The 21,027-nt window shown below is 69.0% G+C and carries 20 protein-coding genes; 2 read left to right on the top strand and 18 right to left on the bottom strand.

Annotated elements, in window-relative coordinates; genetic code table 11:
* The 12 genes from AC4D12_RS05220 to AC4D12_RS05165 form a co-directional block, all read right to left on the bottom strand.
* The gene (locus AC4D12_RS05220) at nucleotides 1-294 is read right to left on the bottom strand and encodes a F0F1 ATP synthase subunit epsilon (protein ID WP_490948865.1); all 294 of its coding nucleotides are present in this window, start codon (nucleotides 292-294) and stop codon (nucleotides 1-3) included.
* Nucleotides 295-300: 6 nt separating this feature from the next.
* Complete coding sequence (atpD, locus tag AC4D12_RS05215) at nucleotides 301-1,764, bottom strand: F0F1 ATP synthase subunit beta (RefSeq protein WP_490948864.1); 1,464 nt, start codon at nucleotides 1,762-1,764, stop codon at nucleotides 301-303.
* A gap of 81 nt (nucleotides 1,765-1,845) precedes the next feature.
* The gene (locus AC4D12_RS05210; protein WP_490948863.1) at nucleotides 1,846-2,739 is read right to left on the bottom strand and encodes a F0F1 ATP synthase subunit gamma; all 894 of its coding nucleotides are present in this window, start codon (nucleotides 2,737-2,739) and stop codon (nucleotides 1,846-1,848) included.
* An 84-nt stretch (nucleotides 2,740-2,823) separates the two neighbouring features.
* Nucleotides 2,824-4,458: a F0F1 ATP synthase subunit alpha gene (gene atpA / locus AC4D12_RS05205; protein WP_490948862.1), complete on the bottom strand. Its 1,635-nt coding sequence runs from the start codon at nucleotides 4,456-4,458 to the stop codon at nucleotides 2,824-2,826.
* A gap of 96 nt (nucleotides 4,459-4,554) precedes the next feature.
* Nucleotides 4,555-5,367, bottom strand: a complete 813-nt coding sequence (locus AC4D12_RS05200; RefSeq protein ID WP_490948861.1) for a F0F1 ATP synthase subunit delta — start codon at nucleotides 5,365-5,367, stop codon at nucleotides 4,555-4,557.
* On the bottom strand, nucleotides 5,367-5,936 hold the full coding sequence (locus AC4D12_RS05195) for a F0F1 ATP synthase subunit B (RefSeq protein WP_490948860.1): 570 nt from the start codon (nucleotides 5,934-5,936) through the stop codon (nucleotides 5,367-5,369). The genes AC4D12_RS05200 and AC4D12_RS05195 overlap by 1 nt, the downstream gene beginning before the upstream one ends.
* A 50-nt stretch (nucleotides 5,937-5,986) precedes the next feature.
* Nucleotides 5,987-6,202 (bottom strand): F0F1 ATP synthase subunit C, encoded by a 216-nt coding sequence (locus AC4D12_RS05190; protein WP_490889163.1) that lies wholly within the window; start codon nucleotides 6,200-6,202, stop codon nucleotides 5,987-5,989.
* Between the two features lie 74 nt (nucleotides 6,203-6,276).
* Nucleotides 6,277-7,098, bottom strand: coding sequence for a F0F1 ATP synthase subunit A (gene atpB / locus AC4D12_RS05185; RefSeq protein ID WP_490948859.1), 822 nt, complete (start codon nucleotides 7,096-7,098; stop codon nucleotides 6,277-6,279).
* An 85-nt stretch (nucleotides 7,099-7,183) separates the two neighbouring features.
* A complete protein-coding gene (locus tag AC4D12_RS05180) occupies nucleotides 7,184-7,522 on the bottom strand; it encodes a hypothetical protein (protein ID WP_490948858.1) in 339 nt (112 codons plus the stop codon).
* Entirely contained in the window at nucleotides 7,519-8,082 is a 564-nt protein-coding gene (locus AC4D12_RS05175) for a Cg1360 family ATP-synthase-associated protein (protein WP_490948857.1), read from the bottom strand. The genes AC4D12_RS05180 and AC4D12_RS05175 overlap by 4 nt, the downstream gene beginning before the upstream one ends.
* A gap of 170 nt (nucleotides 8,083-8,252) precedes the next feature.
* Entirely contained in the window at nucleotides 8,253-9,275 is a 1,023-nt protein-coding gene (locus AC4D12_RS05170) for an MraY family glycosyltransferase (RefSeq protein ID WP_490948856.1), read from the bottom strand.
* A complete protein-coding gene (locus AC4D12_RS05165) occupies nucleotides 9,272-11,116 on the bottom strand; it encodes a polysaccharide biosynthesis protein (RefSeq protein ID WP_490948855.1) in 1,845 nt (614 codons plus the stop codon). The genes AC4D12_RS05170 and AC4D12_RS05165 overlap by 4 nt, the downstream gene beginning before the upstream one ends.
* 231 nt (nucleotides 11,117-11,347) lie before the next feature.
* Here AC4D12_RS05165 and AC4D12_RS05160 point away from each other — a divergent pair, with 231 nt between their 5' ends.
* Both AC4D12_RS05160 and AC4D12_RS05155 read left to right on the top strand, forming a co-directional pair.
* Nucleotides 11,348-12,340, top strand: a complete 993-nt coding sequence (locus AC4D12_RS05160; RefSeq protein ID WP_490948854.1) for a glycosyltransferase — start codon at nucleotides 11,348-11,350, stop codon at nucleotides 12,338-12,340.
* Nucleotides 12,337-13,266: an NAD-dependent epimerase/dehydratase family protein gene (locus AC4D12_RS05155; RefSeq protein WP_490948853.1), complete on the top strand. Its 930-nt coding sequence runs from the start codon at nucleotides 12,337-12,339 to the stop codon at nucleotides 13,264-13,266. The genes AC4D12_RS05160 and AC4D12_RS05155 overlap by 4 nt, the downstream gene beginning before the upstream one ends.
* A 168-nt stretch (nucleotides 13,267-13,434) precedes the next feature.
* Here the strand turns inward: AC4D12_RS05155 and AC4D12_RS05150 are convergent, their stop codons facing one another.
* From AC4D12_RS05150 to thrB, 6 genes are all read right to left on the bottom strand, one after another.
* Complete coding sequence (locus AC4D12_RS05150) at nucleotides 13,435-14,259, bottom strand: L-threonylcarbamoyladenylate synthase (protein WP_490948852.1); 825 nt, start codon at nucleotides 14,257-14,259, stop codon at nucleotides 13,435-13,437.
* A gap of 41 nt (nucleotides 14,260-14,300) precedes the next feature.
* The gene (locus AC4D12_RS05145; protein WP_490948851.1) at nucleotides 14,301-15,257 is read right to left on the bottom strand and encodes a glycosyltransferase; all 957 of its coding nucleotides are present in this window, start codon (nucleotides 15,255-15,257) and stop codon (nucleotides 14,301-14,303) included.
* Entirely contained in the window at nucleotides 15,254-16,117 is an 864-nt protein-coding gene (prmC, locus tag AC4D12_RS05140) for a peptide chain release factor N(5)-glutamine methyltransferase (RefSeq protein WP_490948850.1), read from the bottom strand. The genes AC4D12_RS05145 and prmC overlap by 4 nt, the downstream gene beginning before the upstream one ends.
* Nucleotides 16,118-16,119: 2 nt before the next feature.
* Entirely contained in the window at nucleotides 16,120-17,199 is a 1,080-nt protein-coding gene (gene prfA / locus AC4D12_RS05135) for a peptide chain release factor 1 (protein ID WP_490948849.1), read from the bottom strand.
* Between the two features lie 252 nt (nucleotides 17,200-17,451).
* Nucleotides 17,452-19,692, bottom strand: a complete 2,241-nt coding sequence (gene rho, locus AC4D12_RS05130; RefSeq protein ID WP_490948848.1) for a transcription termination factor Rho — start codon at nucleotides 19,690-19,692, stop codon at nucleotides 17,452-17,454.
* 345 nt (nucleotides 19,693-20,037) lie between these two features.
* A complete protein-coding gene (gene thrB / locus AC4D12_RS05125; protein ID WP_490948847.1) occupies nucleotides 20,038-21,027 on the bottom strand; it encodes a homoserine kinase in 990 nt (329 codons plus the stop codon).

Below are 21,027 nucleotides of genomic sequence, written 5' to 3'. Positions count from 1 at the left end.
CTAGACGGATTCCGAGGTCACCGAGCCGCCGACCTTCGCGTTGTCCGCAACGATGACCACGCGGTTGGAGTCGACGGAGAAGAACCCGCCGTCCACCCCGACCACCAGGCGCTCACCGTTGACCGGTTCCACCGACAGCTCTCCTGCTTCCAGGATCGCCAGGATGGGCGCGTGTCCGGGGAGGATTCCGATCTGACCGTTGGCCGTCCGCGCGTTGACGCTGCGCGCCGCGCCCGACCACACGAAGTGGTCGGCCGCGACGATTTCGACCTCGAGTTCGCCGTGCGATGCCATCAGCGCTTACTTACCAGTCTGCTCTTGGATCTTGGCCCACTGGCGCTCGACGTCGTCGAGCCCGCCGATGTTGAAGAAGGCCTGCTCCGCGATGTGGTCGAGATCGCCGTTGCAGATCGCCGAGAAGCCCTCGATGGTGTCCTTGATGGAGACCGTCGAACCCTCGACGCCGGTGAACTGCTTGGCGGTGTAGGTGTTCTGCGAGAGGAACTGCTGGATGCGACGCGCACGCGCCACGACCACCTTGTCCTCCTCGCTGAGCTCGTCGATGCCGAGGATCGCGATGATGTCCTGCAGTTCCTTGTTCTTCTGGAGGATCTGCTTCACGCGCACGGCCGTGTTGTAGTGGTCGTGCCCGATGTACTGCGGGTCCAGGATGCGCGAGGTCGACGCGAGCGGGTCCACGGCCGGGTAGAGGCCACGGGACGCGATCTCGCGGGAGAGCTCGGTGGTCGCGTCGAGGTGCGCGAACGTGGTCGCCGGTGCCGGGTCGGTGTAGTCGTCGGCGGGGACGTAGATGGCCTGCATCGACGTGATGGAGTGGCCCTTCGTCGACGTGATGCGCTCCTGCAGGAGGCCCATCTCGTCGGCAAGGTTCGGCTGGTAGCCCACTGCGGACGGCATGCGGCCCAGGAGGGTCGACACCTCGGAACCGGCCTGCGTGAAGCGGAAGATGTTGTCGATGAAGAGCAGCACGTCCTGGTTCTGCACATCGCGGAAGTACTCCGCCATGGTCAGGGCCGAGAGGGCCACGCGGAGGCGCGTTCCCGGCGGCTCGTCCATCTGGCCGAACACGAGGGCGGTGTCCTTGAGGACGCCCGCCTCCTCCATCTCGACCCAGAGGTCGTTGCCCTCGCGGGTACGCTCTCCGACGCCTGCGAACACCGAGGTGCCACCGAAGTTACGCGCAACACGCGTGATCATCTCCTGAATGAGCACGGTCTTGCCCACGCCAGCGCCGCCGAAGAGGCCGATCTTGCCACCCTTGATGTACGGGGTGAGGAGGTCGATGACCTTGATGCCGGTCTCGAGCATCTCCGTGGAGCCCTCGAGGGAGGCGAAGCTGGGGGCCTTGCGGTGGATGGGCCAGCGCTCGGTGATCTGGAGCTCGGACTCGGCGACGTCGAGCGGCTTGCCCAGGACGTTGAAGATGTGGCCCTTGACGCCGTCGCCGACGGGGACGGAGATCGCCGCGCCGGTGTCCTGGACGACCGTGCCGCGCACGAGTCCGTCGGTGGCCTGCAGCGAGATGGCACGCACGAGGTTGTCGCCGAGGTGCTGCGAGGTCTCGAAGGTGATCAGGCGGGTCTCACCGTTGAGTGTGATCTCGGTGGTGAGGGCGTTGTACATGGCGGGGATGGCGTCGGCAGGGAACTCGACGTCGACAACCGGGCCGATGACACGTGCAATACGGCCGGTGGCGCCGGGGACGACGGAGTCCGCTCCGCGTTCAACAGTCTGGGCAGTCATCTCTCTCACTTCATTTACGTAGAGGGCGTGCAAACAAGTCTAGCTGGGCGCCCGGAGCCTCTCGGTCCGGGCCGGGGCCGGTCAGGACGCGTTCAGCGCGTCCGCGCCGGCGACGATCTCCGAGAGCTCCTGGGTGATCTCCGCCTGGCGGGCGGTGTTGCGCAGGCGGGTGTACTTCTTGATGAGCTCGGTGGCGTTGTCCCCGGCCGACTTCATGGCCCGCTGACGCGCGGCGAGCTCACTCGCCGATGCCTGGAGCATCGCGGCGAAGATCCGCGATTCGATGTACCTCGGCAGCAGTGCGTCGAGGACCTGCTCGGGCTCGGGCTCGTACTCGTAGAGCGGCAGGAGGTCACCCTCGTGGGTGACTTCCTCGTCGACGACCTCGAGCGGCAGCAGGCGCATGACCGAGGGCTCCTGGACCACCATAGAGCGGAACTTCGTGTAGACGACGTGGATCTCGTCGACGCCGCCGTCCTCGTAGTCCGTGAGGAACGTCGAGAGGAGGGCCTCGCCGACCTCGCGGGCCGTCTCGAACTCGGGGGCGTCCGTGTTGCCGGTCCACACCCTCTCGTAGGGGCGTCCGCGGAAATCGAAGTAGGACTGACCCTTGCGCCCGATCAGGTAGGAGGAGATCTCCTTGCCCTCCGAACGCAGCGTCTCGAACAGGCCCTCGGCCTGCTTCAGGGCGCTGGCCGAGTACGAACCTGCGAGCCCGCGGTCCGAGGTCAGCACCAGCACGGCGGCACGCCGCACCTCGCCACGCTCGGTGGTCAGCGGGTGGTCGATCTCCGACTGCGAAGACACCGCCGACACCGCGCGGGTGATTGCATTGGCGTACGGCAGTGCCGCGGCGACGCGCGTACGCGCCTTGCCGATGCGAGACGTCGCGATCAGCTCCATCGCCTTGAAGATCTTCCGCGTCGACGTCGTCGACGCGATCTTCTGGCGGTAGACCCGGATCTGGGCTCCCATTCTTGTCCTTTCCTTCGCCTCCGTACCGGAAGCGATCGGGCCAGAGCCCCTCAGCCGGGAGACGTGCTCCCGGCTGCAGGGTCTCTAACGCTTCTGTCGAACGATCTTTTCCTGCTCGACCGAATCGGCGTCGATCGCTTCGTGCTGCTCGGTACCCGCACCGAAACCGTTCGCGCCGGCTCCGAAGAAGCCCTGCTTGAAGTCCGTGATCTGGGTCTTCAGTTCGTCGGCCGTCGAATCCTCGAGCTTGCCCGTCTGGGCGAGCGTGGTGAAGATCTGCGTCTTGTGGCCGAGGTACTCCAGGAACTCCGTCTCGAAGCGGTTGATGTCCTCGACCGGGACGTCATCCAGGTACCCGTTGGTCCCGGCCCAGATCGACACGACCTGCTGCTCCACCGGCATCGGTGAGTACTGTCCCTGCTTGAGCAGCTCCATGAGGCGCGCCCCACGGGTCAGCTGCTGGCGGGACGCCGCGTCGAGGTCGGAGGCGAACATCGCGAAGGCCTGCATGTCGCGGTACTGCGCGAGATCCAGCTTCAAGGTGCCCGAGACCTTCTTCATCGACTTCACCTGGGCGGCGCCGCCCACGCGGGACACCGACACGCCGACGTCCACGGCGGGACGCTGGTTGGCGTTGAAGAGGTCCGACTGCAGGAAGATCTGGCCGTCGGTGATGGAGATGACGTTGGTCGGGATGTACGCCGAGACGTCGTTCGCCTTCGTCTCGATGAGCGGGAGACCGGTCATCGAACCCGCACCGAGCTCGTCCGAGAGCTTCGCACAACGCTCGAGGAGACGGGAGTGCAGGTAGAACACGTCACCCGGGTAGGCCTCGCGTCCCGGCGGCCGGCGCAGCAGGAGGGACACCGCACGGTAGGCCTCGGCCTGCTTGGACAGGTCGTCGAACACGATCAGGACGTGCTTGCCGCCGTACATCCAGTGCTGCCCGATGGCGGAACCGGCGTAGGGGGCGAGGTACTTGAAGCCCGCGGGGTCGGAGGCGGGGGACGCGACGATGGTCGTGTACTCCAGCGCACCCTTGTCCTCGAGGGTCTGGCGCACGGCGGCGATGGTCGACGCCTTCTGGCCGATCGCCACGTAGATGCAGCGGACCTGCTTCTGGACGTCGCCCGAGGCCCAGTTGGCCTTCTGGTTGATGATGGTGTCCACCGCGATGGCGGTCTTGCCGGTCTGGCGGTCGCCGATGATCAGCTGACGCTGACCGCGTCCGATCGGGATCATCGCGTCGATGGCCTTGAGCCCGGTCTGCATGGGCTCGTGCACCGACTTGCGCTGGGTCACGCCGGGTGCCTGGGTCTCCAGGGCACGGCGACCCTCGGCGACGATCTCTCCGAGGTCGTCGATGGGCTGTCCGAGCGGATCGACGACGCGACCGAGGAAGGCGTCGCCCACGGGTACCGAGAGGATCTCGCCCGTGCGGTGGACTTCCTGGCCTTCTTCGATGCCGTTGTAGTCGCCGAGGACCACGACACCGATCTCGCGGGTGTCGAGGTTCTGCGCGAGCCCGAGGGTTCCGTCCTCGAACCGCAGCAGCTCGTTGGCCATGACCGAGGGCAGACCCTCGACACGGGCGATGCCGTCGCTGGCGGTGGTGACGCGGCCTACCTCGACGCGCTCGGCGTTACCGGGCTCGTAGGACGCGGCGAAGTCGTTCAACGCACTGCGGACATCTTCGGCGTTGATGGTCAATTCGGCCATCTCAGTCCCTGCTCTCCTGTGTTGTGGTCTCCGTGGGGTGCGTGGCGACCGGGGTGTGTATCAGTGGGTGGAACTCGCGTACGGACAGGCGCTGGCCTATCCCGCCAGTTTGCGTCGGAGTTCGGACAACCGGGTGATGACGGTGGAATCCACCATCTCGTCCCCGATGCTGACACGAACGCCGCCGATGAGGGTGGGGTCGACCTTCACGTTGACCTTCAGCTCGCGGCCGTACATCGCGTTCAGCCCGGACTCGAGCCGCTGCAGTTGGCTCTCCGTCAGCGGACGGGTGACGCTGACGTTCGCGATCCAGCGCTGCTGGCGTGCAGCGACGAGTTCCAGGAAACGCTCCACGAGAGCTGCGGGCTTCAGTCCGCGCGGTGACCGCACGGCCTGGGTGATGAGCAGCCGACCCGCGGGTCCGGCCTGCGGCACGAGCTTCAGCCCGAGCGCGACCCTCGACTCAGGCGTGGCCTGAGCCTCGGAGAGCGCCCTCTGCAGCGCGTGGTTCGACGCGACGACCTCGATGAACGAGTGCAGCTCGCTCTCGAGACGCTCCAGGCCCTCGACGCCACTGCCCTGCTCCGCGACGGAGATGACCACCGTTGCGGCGAGGGTTTCCAACGCGTCCCCGATGTCACGGGCGCCGGCCCAGCGTTCCTGGACCAACTCCTTGGCGACGGCGGCGGCGTCCGGCGAGATCCGGCCGGCGATCAGCTGATCGACCAGGACGGCCTTGTCCTTCCCGGTACGCGACGGATCGGTCAGCGCGCGGCGCAGGCCGGCGTTGCTGTCGAGGATGGACAGGACCCCGAAGAGGTCCTCGGCGAGCGCCAGCGTGGCGCCGGGCAAGCGCGACTCGAGTCCTTCACGGACCGTCGCCAGGGAGACGCTCGATACACCTGCCATTAGGTCGCTGCACCTGCGCTACGCGAGCCTGCGCCCTGGGCGGAGGTCTCGAGATCGGCGAGGAAACGATCGACCACGCGGGCCGAGCGGGCGTCATCCGCCAGGGACTCCCCGACGATGCGGCTCGCGAGATCGGTCGCGAGCGTGCCGACCTCCGCGCGCAGGGACACCACGGCCGCCTGACGTTCGGCCTGGATCTGCACGTGGGCCTGCTCCGTGATGCGTGCGGACTCCGCTGCGGCCTTCTCCTTCAGGTCCGCGAGGATCTGCGCTCCCTCGGCGCGCGCTTCCTCACGGATGCGGTTGGCCTCGGTGCGGGCGTCCACGAGCTGCTGCTTGTACTCGTCGAGCGCCGCGTTGGCCTGGGCCTGAGCGGCCTCCGCCTTCGCGATACCGCCCTCGATGGCCTCCGTGCGTTCTGCGAACGTCTTCTCGAACGCCGGCATGACGTACTTGATGACGATGAACATCAGCAAGGCGAAGCCGACGACGGTCACCAACAGTTCCCAGAGATTGGGTGCGAGCGGGCTCGAGCCCTCCTCCGCCGCCATGATCGCTGCGTTAAGCATGTTTCACCCGTCTTTCTTCAACTAATCTTCGGTCGGTCGGAGCGGATGAATCAGGCGCCGATGACGAAGGCGAAGACGAGACCCAGGATCGCGAGGGCTTCGGTCAGTGCGAGACCGAGGAAGGCGATGGGCTGGAGGACGCGCTGCGCCTCGGGCTGGCGAGCAACGCCGTTGATGTACGCGGCGAAGACGAGACCCACACCGATACCACCGCCGATTGCGGAGAGACCGTATCCGATGAGGTTGAGGCTACCCTGAACTTCCATTGTGTTCCTTTCAAGATGCCGCTTCGTGCGACAGGTTGTTTGGGATCATCCCCGACGGGGAAGACGTGTAAAAATCAGTGGGCGTCGGCGTGCAGAGCGCCTTCGATGTAGATCGCGGCCAGCAGCGTGAACACGTAGGCCTGCAGGATCATGATCAGGGCCTCGAGCATGTACATCGCGATGGCGCCGACGAGCACGAGCACGCTGGTGCCCTGCAGGAGGATGTTGCCGGTGGAGACCATGTACTCGATGGCGCTTCCCGCGAGGGTCACGATGAGGTGGCCGGCCAGCATGGTGGCGAAGAGTCGGAGCGAGTGCGTGACCGGTCGGACGATGAAGTTCGAGATGATCTCGATCGGCACCACGATCGGCAGGATGTACCAGGGCACACCCGACGGCACGACAGCGAGCTTGAAATAGCGGAGCCCGTGCTTCTTGATGCCGATCCCGACCCACAGGAGGTAGAAGATCGCCGCGATCCCGTACGCGCTGCCCGGGTGGGAGAAGGTGGGGATCTGCAGCAGCGGGATGGCCCCGAAGATGTTGTTCACGAGGACGAAGAAGAACGCCGTGAAGAGCCACGGGACGTACTTCATGTAGTCCTTCGCGCCGATGATGTCCTTGCCGATCGAGTTCCGGACGAAGCCGTAGGCCGACTCACCGAGGAACTGGAGCTTGCCGGGAACGAGCTGCCCGCGCTTGGAGGCGACGAGGAAGAACGTCGCGATGAGCACGACCGACAGGATCATGAGGAGCATCTGCTTGCCGAAGCCGGGGTCGAACCAGACACCGTAGGAGCCCTGCCAGGGGTAGATGTCCAGGTAGTGGGTGTCGTCGATAGTGGGGGCGACGAAGCCCTCTTCAGTAGTTGCGGCCGGGAGCGCAAGCGCGATCAACGCGTTTCCTCTCTGCAGTGTCCATCGTTGGGCAAGATCTGTTCGGTCGCAGCGTTACTGGTCCGACTCATTCAGTTGTGGGGAGTCACTCCGGTCCACCCTCGGCGCCGGACGACGACCGTGATCCGCTCTGCGGATCCGGCGTGCGGCCCTTGGTGAGGTTGTGCTTGTGGGAGAGGTAGAAACCTCCCGCTGCACCTACGAACGCTCCCGCCAGCACCAACCAGCGCGTGTCGAGGAGATTATCCAGCCCAAAGCCTATCAAACTCCATACCAAGATCCCGCCAATCATGTAGCTGAAGACGGCCATCCCGGCGTTGTAGCCGCCGTTCGGGTCGGCGTCGCCGCCCTGTTCGCGCACGCTCGAGGACCGTCCCTCGCTGCGAGGATCAGGCGTCGATCGTTCGGGCGTCGAGGGTGTCATCGCTGCGCTCCGTCCTGCTCGGTGGGGACTGTCGGGTGGGCGGCCGCGTCACGGGTCACGGTGCTCTGCGGAGCAGGGCTAACCACGGTCGCGGGTGTGTCATCGGTGCCGTAGAGGGGGGTCCTCAGGCGTCCGAAGGCCACCACCTCGGCGAGCTGCCAGGCAATGACTGCGGCCACGGCGCCGACGAAGAACCATGTGCGGTCCAGCCAGTCCGGAGTGCCGACGAAGAACAGCACCGCCGCGAAACCCACCACCTTGATGGCGTAGGTGACGGCGAACAGGCCCAGGGCACCGGACGGGTTCGTCCTGCCGGTGTAGTGCCCGATCAGCAGGCTGATCCCGAAGAAGACCACCACGAGCGCAGCCCCCGCCGTCGCGCTCAGTGCCGCTGCCGGGGACGTGGTGAGTAGTGCTGCGACCGCCAGGACCACCGCGATCGCGCCGGCGGACGTCGCGCTGACGCCGAGGATCCGGAGCCAGGGCGATTCGGTCGGGCCGGAGGCCGTCACGTGCCCCGCGCTCCCGTCAGGGGTGGGGATCTCGTCCCGTCGTCGCACGTTCCGTCCGCTCTGTCGACTGCGTCATGATGTCTGCTTCTGTTCCGGCTCAGTCCCGCTGATGGCGGTGTGTCGGGTTTCGGTGGCCCCGAGCGGACTCCGTGGGCACTGCACCCCGCAGGCGTGGTGCGCCTCGTGCCCGGCGCCAGAATTCTAGCGCACCGCCCCGCTCAGGCCCTGGCGGCCGCGCGCCGGGCAGCGAGCCTCCGGACGATCCGCGGGGAATACAGGTACAGCGCGACGACCGCAGCGGCGACCAGCGAGGCCGTGACGGCCAGCGGCGCCGGAGCCGTGGCGAGCACGAAGCCGGCCGCCGCCGTCAGGGCCGAGAACACCCCCACGAGGAGGGAGACCTGGACGTGGGAGAGGCCGGCGTCGGTGAGCCTCTGGTACACGTGCTGCCGGTGCGCGGTGTAGAGACGCTCACCCCGGCGCGCGCGCCGCAGGAACGTCGTGAAGGTGTCGGCCAGGTAGATGAGCACCGGCGAGAGCAGGTATTCGAGGTACACGCCCGCCAGCAGGCCCGTGACGGCGATGGCCGCGATCGAGGCGCCGAGGAGGTAGCTTCCCACGTCGCCGAGGAACACGAAGCCGCGACCGAGGTTCCAGGGCAGGAATCCCGCGAACGCCGCCGCCACGACGAGGCCGGAGACCGTCAGCCACACCTGGTCGCTCAGGACGCCGGCGTAGGAGTAGAACGCCCCGACCACCACACCGTGCAGGCCCGAGATGCCGTTGATGCCATCCATGAAGTTGGCCGCATTGACGTACGTCGCGAAGGCCACGGCACCCACGGGTACCCACCAGTAGCTGCTGTCGTCGATGGTGGTGGCGAGGACGGCGGTGCCGACTGCCCCGATCACCAGCTGCGCGGAGGCCCGGACGCGGATGGACACCCCGCGGAGGTCCTCGAGCCAGCCGAGCGAGGCGGCCGCCGCGATCATGCCGATGATGACGAGCACCAGCGAGCGGTCGACGGCCACGAGTCCCGTGGCGAGCGACACCGTCAGGGCGACGAGGATGGCCACGGCGACGGCGACGCCCATGCCGCGGATCACCTCGGTGGTGTGGGAGGAGCGGCTGTTCGGGATGTCGATGACGCCGAGTCGTCGGAGCACGGGCTTGACCACCACCGGGAGCGCGAGAGAGAGGACGAGCGCCAGGGCGCCGATCACAAAGAGCAGGGCGTTCACGAGGCGGTGCCGATGCTGCGCTGCGAGGGGTCGAAACCGCCGTCGGACTTCCACTGCTGCAGGCTGAGCTGCTGCGGATCCAGCGGGGCCACCGAGGTGTGCGAGATCTTCGGATGGAGGGGCCGGGAATCGGCCTCGCCCACGCCCATGAGGTCCTCGTGCATTTTCTCGCCGGGCCTCAGTCCGGTGAAGACGATGTCGATGTCCTTGCCCGACATCGCGATCATCCGCTGGGCGACGTCGAGGATCCGGACCGGCTCCCCCATGTCGAGGATCAGCACCTCGCCCTTCCTGCCGATCGCGCCGGCCTGCACCACGAGCTGGCACGCTTCCGGGATGGTCATGAAGAAGCGGGTCACCTCGGGGTCGGTGACCGTGATGGGCCCGCCGTTGCGGATCTGCTCGGTGAAGAGCGGCAGCATGGACCCGCGGCTGCCGATCACGTTGCCGAAGCGCACGGAGACGTACTTCTGTCCTGTGGCCCCGGCCTGCCAGGAGGTCAGCTTCTCCGCGACGCGCTTGGAGTGTCCGAGCACGCTGGTGGGATCCGCCGCCTTGTCCGTGGAGATGTTCACGAAGTTGGTCACGCCCACCGCGGCCGAGGCCCGCAGGACGTTCAGCGAGCCCTGGACGTTCGTCTTCCAGGCCTCCTCGGGGTACTGCTCGAGGAGCGAGACGTGCTTCAGGGCGGCGGCGTGGAAGACGACCTCGGGCTTGCGGTCCTCGAAGATGTCGAGCAGTGCGTCCGCATCGCGGATGTCCGCGAGCACGGTGTCCCGGCCCGTCAGCAGGCCCCTGCCCGTGAGGGAGATCTGGGTGGACTGCAGACCCGTCTCGTCGCGGTCGAGCATGATGAGCTCCGCCGGCGCGAAGGCCGAGAGCTGGCGGCAGAGTTCGGACCCGATGGACCCGCCCGCCCCGGTCACCAGGACCCGTTTCCCCGTGATGTAGCCGGCCACCTCGTCCGGGTGGATGTCCACCGGACGGCGTCCGATGAGGTCCTCGACGGCGACCTCGCGGAAGTCGGCGATGGCTGCTCCGCCGGCACCCAGCATGTCGCGCAGGGGCGGGAGCACGAGCACCTTGATCCCGAGGCCGGCCACGAGATCGGAGACACGCCGCACCTGGGCGGCCTCCACCTCGGCGAAGGCGATGACGAGGAGCGAGGCCTGCGTCCTCGAGGCGACCTCCCGCAGGTCGTCGATGCGGCCGAGCACCGGCACGGAGGACAACCTGAGATGTTTCTTGGCCGGATCGTCGTCGATCAGGCCGACCGGGAAGTAGGGCGAATCCGGGTCCTGCATCATCCGGCTCACCAGCGAGTTGCCGAGGAATCCGGCACCGTAGATGAGGGTGCGCTGGGCGTCCTCACCCGGTTTCGCCTTGCTCTCCACGTACATGCGCTTCAGGTACCGCGTGGCGGCGAGGAACATGCAGGCGAAGGGGAACGCGATGATCCCGATGCTGCGCGGCACCTCGAGGACCGTGAAGAAGGCGACGCTCACGAGGACCAGGATCACGCCGACGAGCACCGCGACGATCACCAGCAGCTTCGCCTCGTGGAAGCTCCCGAAGCTGTACCGCCCGCGGTACAGCGCGAAGCTCAGCCCCACGCCCAGCTGGGCCACGACGGCGACCGCGCAGAAGACGGCGATGCCGGGGACGTTGACCTCCTTCACGAGGAGCTCGTAGCGGAGGATCAGCGCGAGGAGGATGGCGACGATCCAGGCGGCCGCATCCAGGAGGTACTGCGACCAGAGCCAGATGGCCGGCTTGTCGGCGGCTGTCGCCCCGGCCGAGGTGGATGTCCGGGCGGAGGCCCGGCCTTCGGTGAGTCCCATGATTCCTAACGATTGTCACGCAGGCAGGCACCGCGACCATCGACGCATCCTGCGTCAGGCCTTCGGCCCGGACGGCGTCCACTGCGTCAGGCTTTCGGCCCGGACGGCGGCTTCAGGTCCGGAAGGCCCCGGAGGGCACGGTGTATAGACTGCTGCTACCCGAGAATAGTAACCGCCCCCTGTGCGCCCGAGCCGTCGGCCGCCGCCCTGGCGCGGCCCGGAAGGACCCCGTTGCCCGCTCCTGACCACGGCGCGCCCCGCGTGTTCATCGTCATCACGACCTTCAACAGGGCAGGGCACCTGCAGGAACTGCTCGCCTCCGTCGCCGACCTCTCCCCCGCGCCCGCCGGCGTCGTCGTGGTGGACAACGCGAGCACCGACGGGACTCCCGGCGTGCTCTCCGCACTCGACCTGCCCGTCCCGGTCGTCGTCGAACGCCTCCCGGTGAACGTGGGTGGCGCAGGCGGATTCGCGGCGGGTGTGGCGCGCGCCCTCCGCGAGGGCGCGGACTGGCTCTGGCTCATGGACGACGACGTGGTGGCCCTCCCCGACGCACTCACCTCCTTCGCGCCGTGGATGGCGCGGTACTCCTGCATCCACGGGCGGCGCTACGACCACGCGGGCGAGCCGTTCTTCTGGCAGCACCGGCTGCACGAGAGCCTCGGCGTGCACCTGCCGGTCCGCGGGGACGTCTTCGCCGACTCCTCCGTCTTCCATACCAACGTCGGGTGCTTCGAGGGCATGCTGGTCTCCGCCGACGTGGTACGCGAGATCGGTCTGCCGGACGCGCGTTTCTTCCTCAACGGGGACGACACGACGTACGGCTGGCTCGTCTCGCAGAGCTACCCCGTGGCCTATGTGAACGCGTTCGTGCTGCGGAAGACCCGCGCGCAGCGTCAGGTGGACCTCGGTGTTCGGCACCTCAACGACTCGAGCGACCTCTCACGGTTCTGCGGTATGCGGAACCGGGGCCACGTGGCGCAGTACCTCCGTCTGCACGGCAGGTACAGTCCCCTCGGTTTCGGTGTGGGGACCGTGCTCTCGGCCGCCAAGGAGGTGCTGCGCCTGGTCGCCGTCGAGCACTCTCTCTCGGGTGTCGGCGCCGTGTGGCGCGGGTGGTGGGCTGCCCGCGTGATCCTGCGCGACCCGCACTGGTTGCCCGAACCACCGCTGTCACCGGCGGGGTCCGGTGCGCACCGCATCCCGGGCGCGGGATCAGCGTGAGCTGGCTCGTCCTCGGGGGGTCAGGGTTCGTCGGAGCCGCCGTGCTCGAGGCCCTGCGGGAGGCCGGCATTCCGGCGCGCTCGGCCCTGGCACCCCGCCTCGTCACCGCGGCCAGGACTCCCCGGGATCTGCTCGTCGAGGCCGGACGGACCGACCGCGAAGGGCTCCGGGCACTGCTCGCGGACCACGACGTCGTGGTCAACGCCGCCGGCCTCGCGACACCGTCCGCGCCCGACACCCCGGAGCTCTTCGGCGCGAACGCCCTTCTGCCCGCCGTCGTCGCACTCGCGGCCGCGGAGGCGGGGACCGCCCGGCTGGTACACCTGAGCAGTGCGGCCGTCCAGGGTAGGGCCGCCGTGCTCGACGAGAGCCCGGACGTCCGTCCGTTCTCCGCCTACTCGCTCAGCAAGGCCCTGGGCGAGCAGACGCTGGACCTCGCCACCCGCGGGCAGCGCCCGGAGACGGTGACGGTCCGGGCCACATCCGTCCAGGGCCCGGGCAGGACGACGACGGCGACGCTCGCGCGCCTCGCCCGCTCGCCTCTGGCCTCGGTGGCATCACCCGGGACCGCACCCACTCCCGTGACGTCGGTGGACGCGCTCGCGGAGTTCGTCGTCGCCCTCGGATCCTTCCCCGGCGACCTCCCGGCCCGGGTGCTGCAGCCGTGGGAGGGCCTGACGGTGCGCTCGGTGCTCGAGGCCGCGGGCGGACGGCCCCGCGTGCTGCCGCGAGCGCTCTGTACCGGCCTCGTCCGGTCCGGCTACGCCCTCTCGTCGGCGGTACGGGGTCGGCTCGATGGCAGCGTCCGCAGGGCCGAACTTTTGTGGTTCGGTCAGGACCAGGTGCCGGGGTGGGCGCGGTACCACGGGATGGTGCCTGCGCCGCGGGTCCGCGAGGTGTTGGCCCTCGCCGCCGGGGACCGCTGACGCGACGCACCGCACGCGAACCGGGATCGCTGACGGATCGCAGGGTGACTCGGCATCGCTGACGGACCGCAGGTGTAGATGTGGAGCTGCCCGGCGCCGCAGGCCTGATGCGGGGCCCGTCTCCGTCGGCGTGGAGCGCGCTGACTGGGATCTCGCGCCGGCTGAGATCTACTGGAGCGAGGCGCCGCCCGACGGCGAGCGTGTGTCGGACCCGTCGACGTCCTCGGTCGTGGCGTCCGTCTCCGTCGCGCCGGCGGCGGTGGCGTCCGTACCCGTCGCGTCGGGGGCGGCGGGGTCGGGCTCGGTCGCGTCGGGTTCGGTCGCGTCCGGGCCTGTGGACCCGTCGATCCCGACCAGCCCCGGGACCACCTGACGCAGCCGGTCGAGGGGAAGGGTGCCCTGCCGCACCACGCGGAGGACCTCACCGGTCGCGTCGACGATCGTGGAGCCGGAGCCATTGGCGTCCAGCCGCGGGCCTGCCTCGAGGTACACGGCCACGGACTCCGCGAGCTGCGCGGCGGCGTCCGCCGCCGTCGTCGCCGCCGGCTGCCCCGTGCGGTTCGCCGAGGAGACCGCGAGCGGCCCGGTGAGGGTGAGGAGTTCGAGGGCGATCTCGTCGTCCGGCATGCGCAGCGCCACCGTTCCCAGGGTGTCGCCGAGATCCCAGGTCAGCGACGGCTGCGCGTGGAGGATCAGGGTCAGCGCCCCGGGCCAGAAGGCCTCCGCAAGGCGTCGGGCGTCCACGGACACATCCGTCGCGAGACCGTCGAGCGTCTGGATCCGCGGGATCAGGACGGGCGGGGGCATGCTCCTGCCGCGCCCCTTCGAGGCCAGGAGCGTCGCCACCGCCTGCGGCGAGAAGGCGTCGGCGCCGATGCCGTAGACGGTGTCGGTCGGCAGCACCACGCACTGCTTGAGCGAGACGGCGCGTTGGGCCTGGGTGAGGCCCTCGGCGCGCTGAGCGGGATCGGAGCAGTCATACGTCGTGGTCACGCTGTCATCCTTCCATCAGTCCGCCCGGTGCCGCACATCGCTCAGGGCGCCGGCGGCGGACCGAAGCCCTTCCCGCGCAGCCCCGCCCCGTAGGCCGCGGCCCAGGCGCGGAGCCCGCGGATGTCGCCCCGGGAGAGGAAGTAGTACGGGAAGCCGATGATGTCCGCTCCGAACCAGCGCAGGTTGCGGTACTTGCGCGCGTTGTACGCGCGGTTCCGGAAGTAGGAGAACCGTTTGAACTCGCCCTCGGGGATGACCGGCGTGATGAAGCCGCCGAAGATCGGCTTCATCTCGGACCAGGTGGCCGGGTGCCGGACGGCGACGGTCGCCACCGTGCCGTACGTGAGGCCGGCCTTGCGCACGCGCGCCAGGAAGTCCACCTCGTCGCCGCGGATGAAGTACTTCATGTCCGGCACACCGATCGTCGAGAACACGTCAGCGCGGATGAGGGCGCCGTTGAAGAAGTGCACCATGCCGGGCAGGTAGCCCATCGGCTCCAGCGTGGCGCGGTCGTTCGTCAGCAGACCGTTGATGCGGAAGTTGAAGGACAGCCGCGTCGGGTCCGACGTCGCCACCACCAGCGGACTGACGACGTCGAGGCGGTGCTCCCGCGCGGCCTCGAGGAGTGCGGCGAGACAGTGCTCGTCCTCGGGGTGGCCGTCGTCGTCCATCAGCCAGACCCACTCGGCGCCACTCGCGACCGCCGCGAGGATGGCGTACGCGAAGCCGCCGGCACCGCCCAGGTTCGCCTCGGAGCGGAGGTAGTGCACGGACGCGCCGCGTTCCACGGCGGCGTCGACGACGGCGCCCGCGGGTCGGGTGCCCGAGTCAACCAGGGCGATCGTCGTGATCGGGACGCTTTGCACCTCGAGTGACACCAGGAGCTGCGCGAGCTCCTCGTGGCGGTCGTAGGTGACTGCCGCGACGGCGACGCGCTCCGTCGGTGCCGTCGCTGCCGCCCGTCCGGGCCCTACCGGCTCTCGTGCGTGATCGGTCATGCTCGTGACTCCCCTGTGGCTCGTGGATGGCGCGAGAGCACGGCGCTCGTGGAGCGGTCCCGTCCGCTCAGGTCCTGATGCGTGGTGATGTCCGTCCAGACCCCGGCCTGGGTGAGGACGGCGGCGACCCAGGGAGCCTGCACCTCGGCGTGCTCCATCACGAAGAGCCCGCCGGGGACGAGGAGCCTCGCCGCTGACCGGGCCGCTGCACGGGGCAGCGCCATGCCGTCCGCTCCGCCGCCGTAGAGCGCCATGTGGGGATCGTGCTCCGCCACCTCCGGCTCGATGGGTACGGCCTCGGCGGGGATGTACGGCGGATTGGAGACGACGACGTCGAACGTGCCGTTCTGCTCCGCCAGTGCCGTCGCGAGGTCCCCCTGCACGAGGGTTACGCCGAACGGCCGCAGGTTGGCCTCGGCCCACGCGAGGGCGAGGTCGCTCAGTTCGACCGCCACGACCTCCGCGTGAGGCACCTCGTTCGCGACGGCCGCGGCGATCGCGCCGGAACCCGTGCCCAGATCGACGACCCTCGGCGCGGTCAGACGCGCGGCGTGGTCGATGACGAGCTGGGCCACGGTCTCGGTCTCCGGGCGCGGAACGAAGACCCCGGGCCCGACGGCGAGGTCCACGTGACGGAAGGTGGCGGTGCCCGTGAGGTGCTGCAGCGGTACGCGGCGCGCCCGCTCGGCCACCAGCTCCTCGAAGCCCTCGGGCGCGGCGGTCCCCGTGAGGGCCAGGGCGCGCACACGTCCGCGCGAGACGCCGAGCAGGTGCGCCGCCAGCAATTCGGCGTCCACCTCGGGGCTCGGCACCCCTGCCTCGCCGAGCAGACGGACAGCCCGGCGCAGGGCGTCCTCCACGCCTACTCTTCCGTGCCGATGGCGTCGAGACGCGCTTGCTCGTCCATCTCGATGGCCGACTGCACCACGGGCTCCAGATCCCCGTTCATGACGGCGTCGAGGTTGTACGCCTTGTACCCGGTGCGGTGGTCGGCGATCCGGTTCTCGGGGTAGTTGTAGGTGCGGATGCGCTCGGAGCGGTCCATCGTGCGGATCTGCGACTTGCGGATGTCGGAGTTCGCGGCGTCGATCTTCTCCTGCTCGTGGGCGAGGATGCGCGAGCGGAGCACGCGCATCGCGGCCTCACGGTTCTGGAGCTGCGACTTCTCGTTCTGCATCGCGACCACGATGCCGGTGGGCAGGTGGGTGATGCGGACGGCGGAGTCGGTGGTGTTGACCGACTGGCCACCCGGCCCCGAGGAGCGGTAGACGTCGATCTTGAGATCGTTCTGGCTGATCTCCACCTCCTCGGGCTCGTCGACCTCGGGGAGAACGAGCACGCCGGCGGCGGAGGTGTGGATGCGGCCCTGCGACTCGGTCACGGGGACGCGCTGCACGCGGTGCACGCCGCCCTCGAACTTGAGGCGCGCGTACACGCCCTCCGCGGGATCGTTCGAGGATCCCTTGATGGCCATCTGGACGTCCTTGTACCCGCCGAGATCGGACTCGTTGGCGGAGAGGAGTTCGGTCTTCCAGCCCCGGGACTCCGCGTACCGCGCGTACATGCGCAGCAGGTCACCGGCGAAGAGAGCTGCCTCGTCCCCGCCCTCGCCGCCCTTGACCTCGATGATGACGTTGCGGCTGTCATTGGGATCCCGCGGGATCAGCAGCCGTCGCAGGCGCTCCTGCGCCGCAGCGAGCTGCTCCTCGAGCACGGGCACCTCGGCCGCGAACTCGGGATCCTCGGACGCCATCTCGCGGGCTGCCGCGAGGTCGTCGTCGAGGGCCGTCCACCGGTTGTGCGCATCCACGATGCGCCCGAGTTCCGCGTAGCGGCGTCCGAGCCTCCGCGCGAGCGGCTGGTCGGTGTGCACCGCGGGATCGGCGAGCTGATCCTGCAGCTCGGAGTGCTCGTCGAGCAGTCCCTGGATGGATTCGAACATGGGGGTGTACCTCTTTCGGCCTGTCCGGCCAGTCTACGAAGATCGGGAGCCCAACAAGGCCACGACCGGCGTGGTCACCGGTCGAAGCTGCTCCCTCGAGAGGGGAAGTGCCGCTTAACCACCGAAGCCGTTCGGGACAAGCCGGCCAGGGAGTGGCATCGGGCCTGTCGGAGCGCGGAGTGCGCGTCCGACAGGACGATGCCTCCGCGCGAAGGGGCGGGGCCGGCTTGTCTCGAACGGCTGGTCAGGGTGCTAGTCGGAGTCCTTGGAACCCAGCGTGGTCTTCTGGACCTGCATCAGGAACTCGACGTTGGACTGCGTCTCCCGGATCTTGTTGGTGAGCAGCTCGAGTGCCTGCTGGGTCTCGAGACCCGACAGCACGCGGCGCAGCTTCCACATGATCTTGACCTCGTCCGGCGAGAGGAGGTTCTCCTCGCGGCGCGTACCGGAGGCGTTGACGTCCACGGCGGGGAAGATCCGCTTGTCGGCCAGATGGCGCGAGAGGCGGAGCTCCATGTTGCCGGTGCCCTTGAACTCCTCGAAGATGACCTCGTCCATCTTCGAACCGGTCTCCACGAGTGCGGTCGCGAGGATGGTGAGCGAGCCACCGTTCTCGATGTTGCGTGCCGCACCGAAGAAGCGCTTCGGCGGGTAGAGCGCAGCCGAGTCGACACCGCCGGAGAGGATGCGGCCCGACGCCGGGGCGGCCAGGTTGTAGGCACGGCCCAGTCGCGTCATGGAGTCGAGGAGCACGACGACGTCCATGCCCATCTCCACGAGGCGCTTGGCGCGCTCGATCGACAGTTCCGCGACCGTGGTGTGGTCATCGGCGGGGCGGTCGAAGGTCGAGGCGATGACCTCGCCCTTCACGGTCCGCTGCATGTCGGTGACTTCCTCGGGACGCTCGTCCACGAGGACCATCATGAGGTGGACCTCAGGGTTGTTGATCGTGATGGCGTTCGCGATCGCCTGCAGAATGAGCGTCTTGCCGGCCTTGGGCGGCGAGACGATCAGGCCACGCTGGCCCTTGCCGATCGGTGCCACGAGGTCGATGACACGCGGTCCGATCTTCTTCGCGTCCGTCTCGAGGCGCAGGCGGTCCGAGGGGTACAGCGGCACGAGCTTCGCGAACTCGACGCGGTCCTTGAGATCCTCGGCGGGCTTGCCGTTGACCGTGGTGATGCGGACCAGCGCGTTGAACTTCTGGCGTGCGCTCGCGGCGGTCTCCCCCTCGCGGGGTGCCCGGATGGCGCCGACCACGGCGTCGCCCTTGCGGAGGTTGTGCTTCTTGACCTGCGCCAGGGACACGTACACGTCGTTCGGGCCCGGCAGGTAGCCGCTGGTGCGCACGAAGGCGTAGTTCTCCAGCACGTCCAGGATGCCCGCGACGGGCAGCAGGACGTCGTCCTCGGTGACCTCGACGTCGTCGACGTCCGGCTGGTTGCGCCCACGACGACGGTCGTTGCGCTCGTTGCGGTCGCGGAAGCGGCTGTTGCGGTCCTCGGGGCCGGCGGTACCGTTGCGGCCCGCGCGGTTGCGGCGGTTGCGTCCGCGACCCTCGTCGTCGTTCGCTCCGTTGCCGCGGTTGTCGCTGCGCTCGGTGCCGTTGCGTCCGCCGTCGTTCTGGAAGTCGTTGGCCGAGCCGTTGCCGGAGCCGTTGGCTGATCCGTTGTTCGAGCCGGTGTTCGAGCCGTTGTTCGAGCCGTTGTTCGAGCCGTTGTTCGAGCCGTTGCCGACACTCTCGTCGCGGCCGTTGCGCGACCTGTTGCGACGCTCGTTGCGCTCGCCGCGGGTCTCGCCCTGACCGGTCTGCTGGCCGTCGTTCTGCGCGTCCTGCTGACCGGACGTGCGGAGCTCGCCCTGCTGGTCGCCCTGGTTCTGTGCGTCGGAGCGGTCCTCGCCCCGGCGGCTGCGGCGGTTGCGCTGCCCGCGGCCTTCCTGGCGTTCGCCGCGCTCCTGCTGCTCGTCCGTTGCGTCGGACGGATCGACGGTCGAGGTGCGCGAGCTGTCGCCCGCGGCGTCCCGGCCGGTCTGGGTGTCGGTGCGCGTGTCCGCGACGACGACGTCGTCGGCCACGGGAGCGGCGACCACTCCGTCGCTGCCCGCACGCCGGTTGCGGTTGCGGGTCCGGGGCTGGCGCTCTGCCGGGGCGGACTGCTCGTCCTGCGTCGGGGCGGCGGGCTGCTCGCTCGCGGCCGGCGATGCCGACTGTGCCGGAACATCGGCGGTGTCGGTGGTGCGCTCGCTGCGGACGACGGGCCGCTGACGGTCCGCGACGGCCGAGCCGCGCTGGTGGTCGGAGATGGCCGAGACAAGATCGCCCTTGCGCATCCGGGATCCACCGGTGATGCCGAGCTGGCCCGCCAGCGCCTGGAGCTGCGCGAGCTTCAGGCCTGCGAGACCGCTGCTCTTGGAAGTAGCTGCTGAAGATGCGCCGTTAGCGTCGGCGTCCTGGGTTGCCACACCTGGTAACAGGTCGGTGGTTTCAGTCACGAAGGATCCTTCCCCCTCGTCGGGCGGCCACTCGATGAGTGGTCCGCGGTGGTTTGCCCCGTGCTGCATTGGAAGCAGGCGGGGTCCAGCCGTGCCGGGTGCTGGGTGGCAGTGGCTGGGCGAACTGGAGCCTGAGGATGTCGCTGCGTCAGGCCGCGAGGCGCACGCAGAAAAGTTCGGAGGCTACACCGGAGGATGTACTACTGCTGATGAACCTGCAGCTTGTGCGGCGGTCCGTAGATCAGGACGGCCGGCTCAACAGAAGCACCCGATGCCTGCGACGGGGGCTGGAACCTTCGATGGACGCCAACTCCGCGAGACACGGCAGATCCGCCTGAGCGGTTCCTACCCTTGATGCACTCTCACTTTAGCACCTTCCCGCTCGACTGACAGCCGGAGAATCCGCCATCCGCCCGGCGTGTCGCCCTGCGCCACGAAGGTCCTGATGAGCTCCTCGGCCTCCTCGGCACGGTGCTGCCCGACCGCCAGGGTCAGGACGCTCGGCCCCGCTCCGGAGATGGTGCTCGCGAGACCGGCGGCCCGGAGGGCGCGCAGCAGGGTGGCACTCGGGAGCATCGCCTGCGCGCGGTAGTCCTGGTGCAGGGCGTCCTGCGTGGCGGGCAGCAGCAGGGACGGATCGGTGGTCAGCGCGTGGACCAGGAGCGCCGCGCGGCCCGCGTTCGCCGCCGCGCTGCGGTGCGGGACCGACGGCGGCAGGAGGGCACGGGCACTGTCCGTCGCGAGCGAGGCGACGGGCACCGCCAGCACGGGCACGACGTCGGGATGCACCTCCGCGCGTGCGCTGCGATAGGCACGCCCGCTCTCCCAGGAGATGGCGAGCGAACCCGCGAGCGAGGGTGCCACGTTGTCGGGGTGCCCCTCGATCGCCGCGGCCCACTGCAGCAGGGCCTCGGCGTCCAGGCGCTCGCCGGCGGGCAGCAGCGCGTTGGCGGCGAGGACCCCGGCCACGATCGCGGCGGCGGAGGAGCCGAGGCCGCGTGCGTGGGGAATGACGTTGACCGTCTCGAGCTCGAGGCCCGGAGCACGCCGTCCGGCATGGTGGAGCGTGCTGATCAGGGCTCGCGCCACGAGGTGGCGCTCGTCGGTGGGGAGGTTCCCCACGCCCTCACCGGTGGCGCGCACCGTCGTCGTGCCCGCGTCCGTGGTCCTGACCCGCACCACGTCGTGGAGCGAGAGCGCGAGTCCGAGGGTGTCGAAGCCCGGCCCGAGGTTCGCGCTCGTGGCGGGGACGGTGACCTCGACCTCCTGGCCCGTCGCGACGACCGGCAGGTCCAGCACGTCGGCCGGAACGGGCGTCACGTGGAGGCCTGCCAT

The organism is Arthrobacter sp. TJ-266, assembly GCF_058269115.1.
The sequence above is the reverse complement of the archived record's forward strand: the minus strand, read 5'-3'. Positions and strand labels throughout refer to the sequence as shown.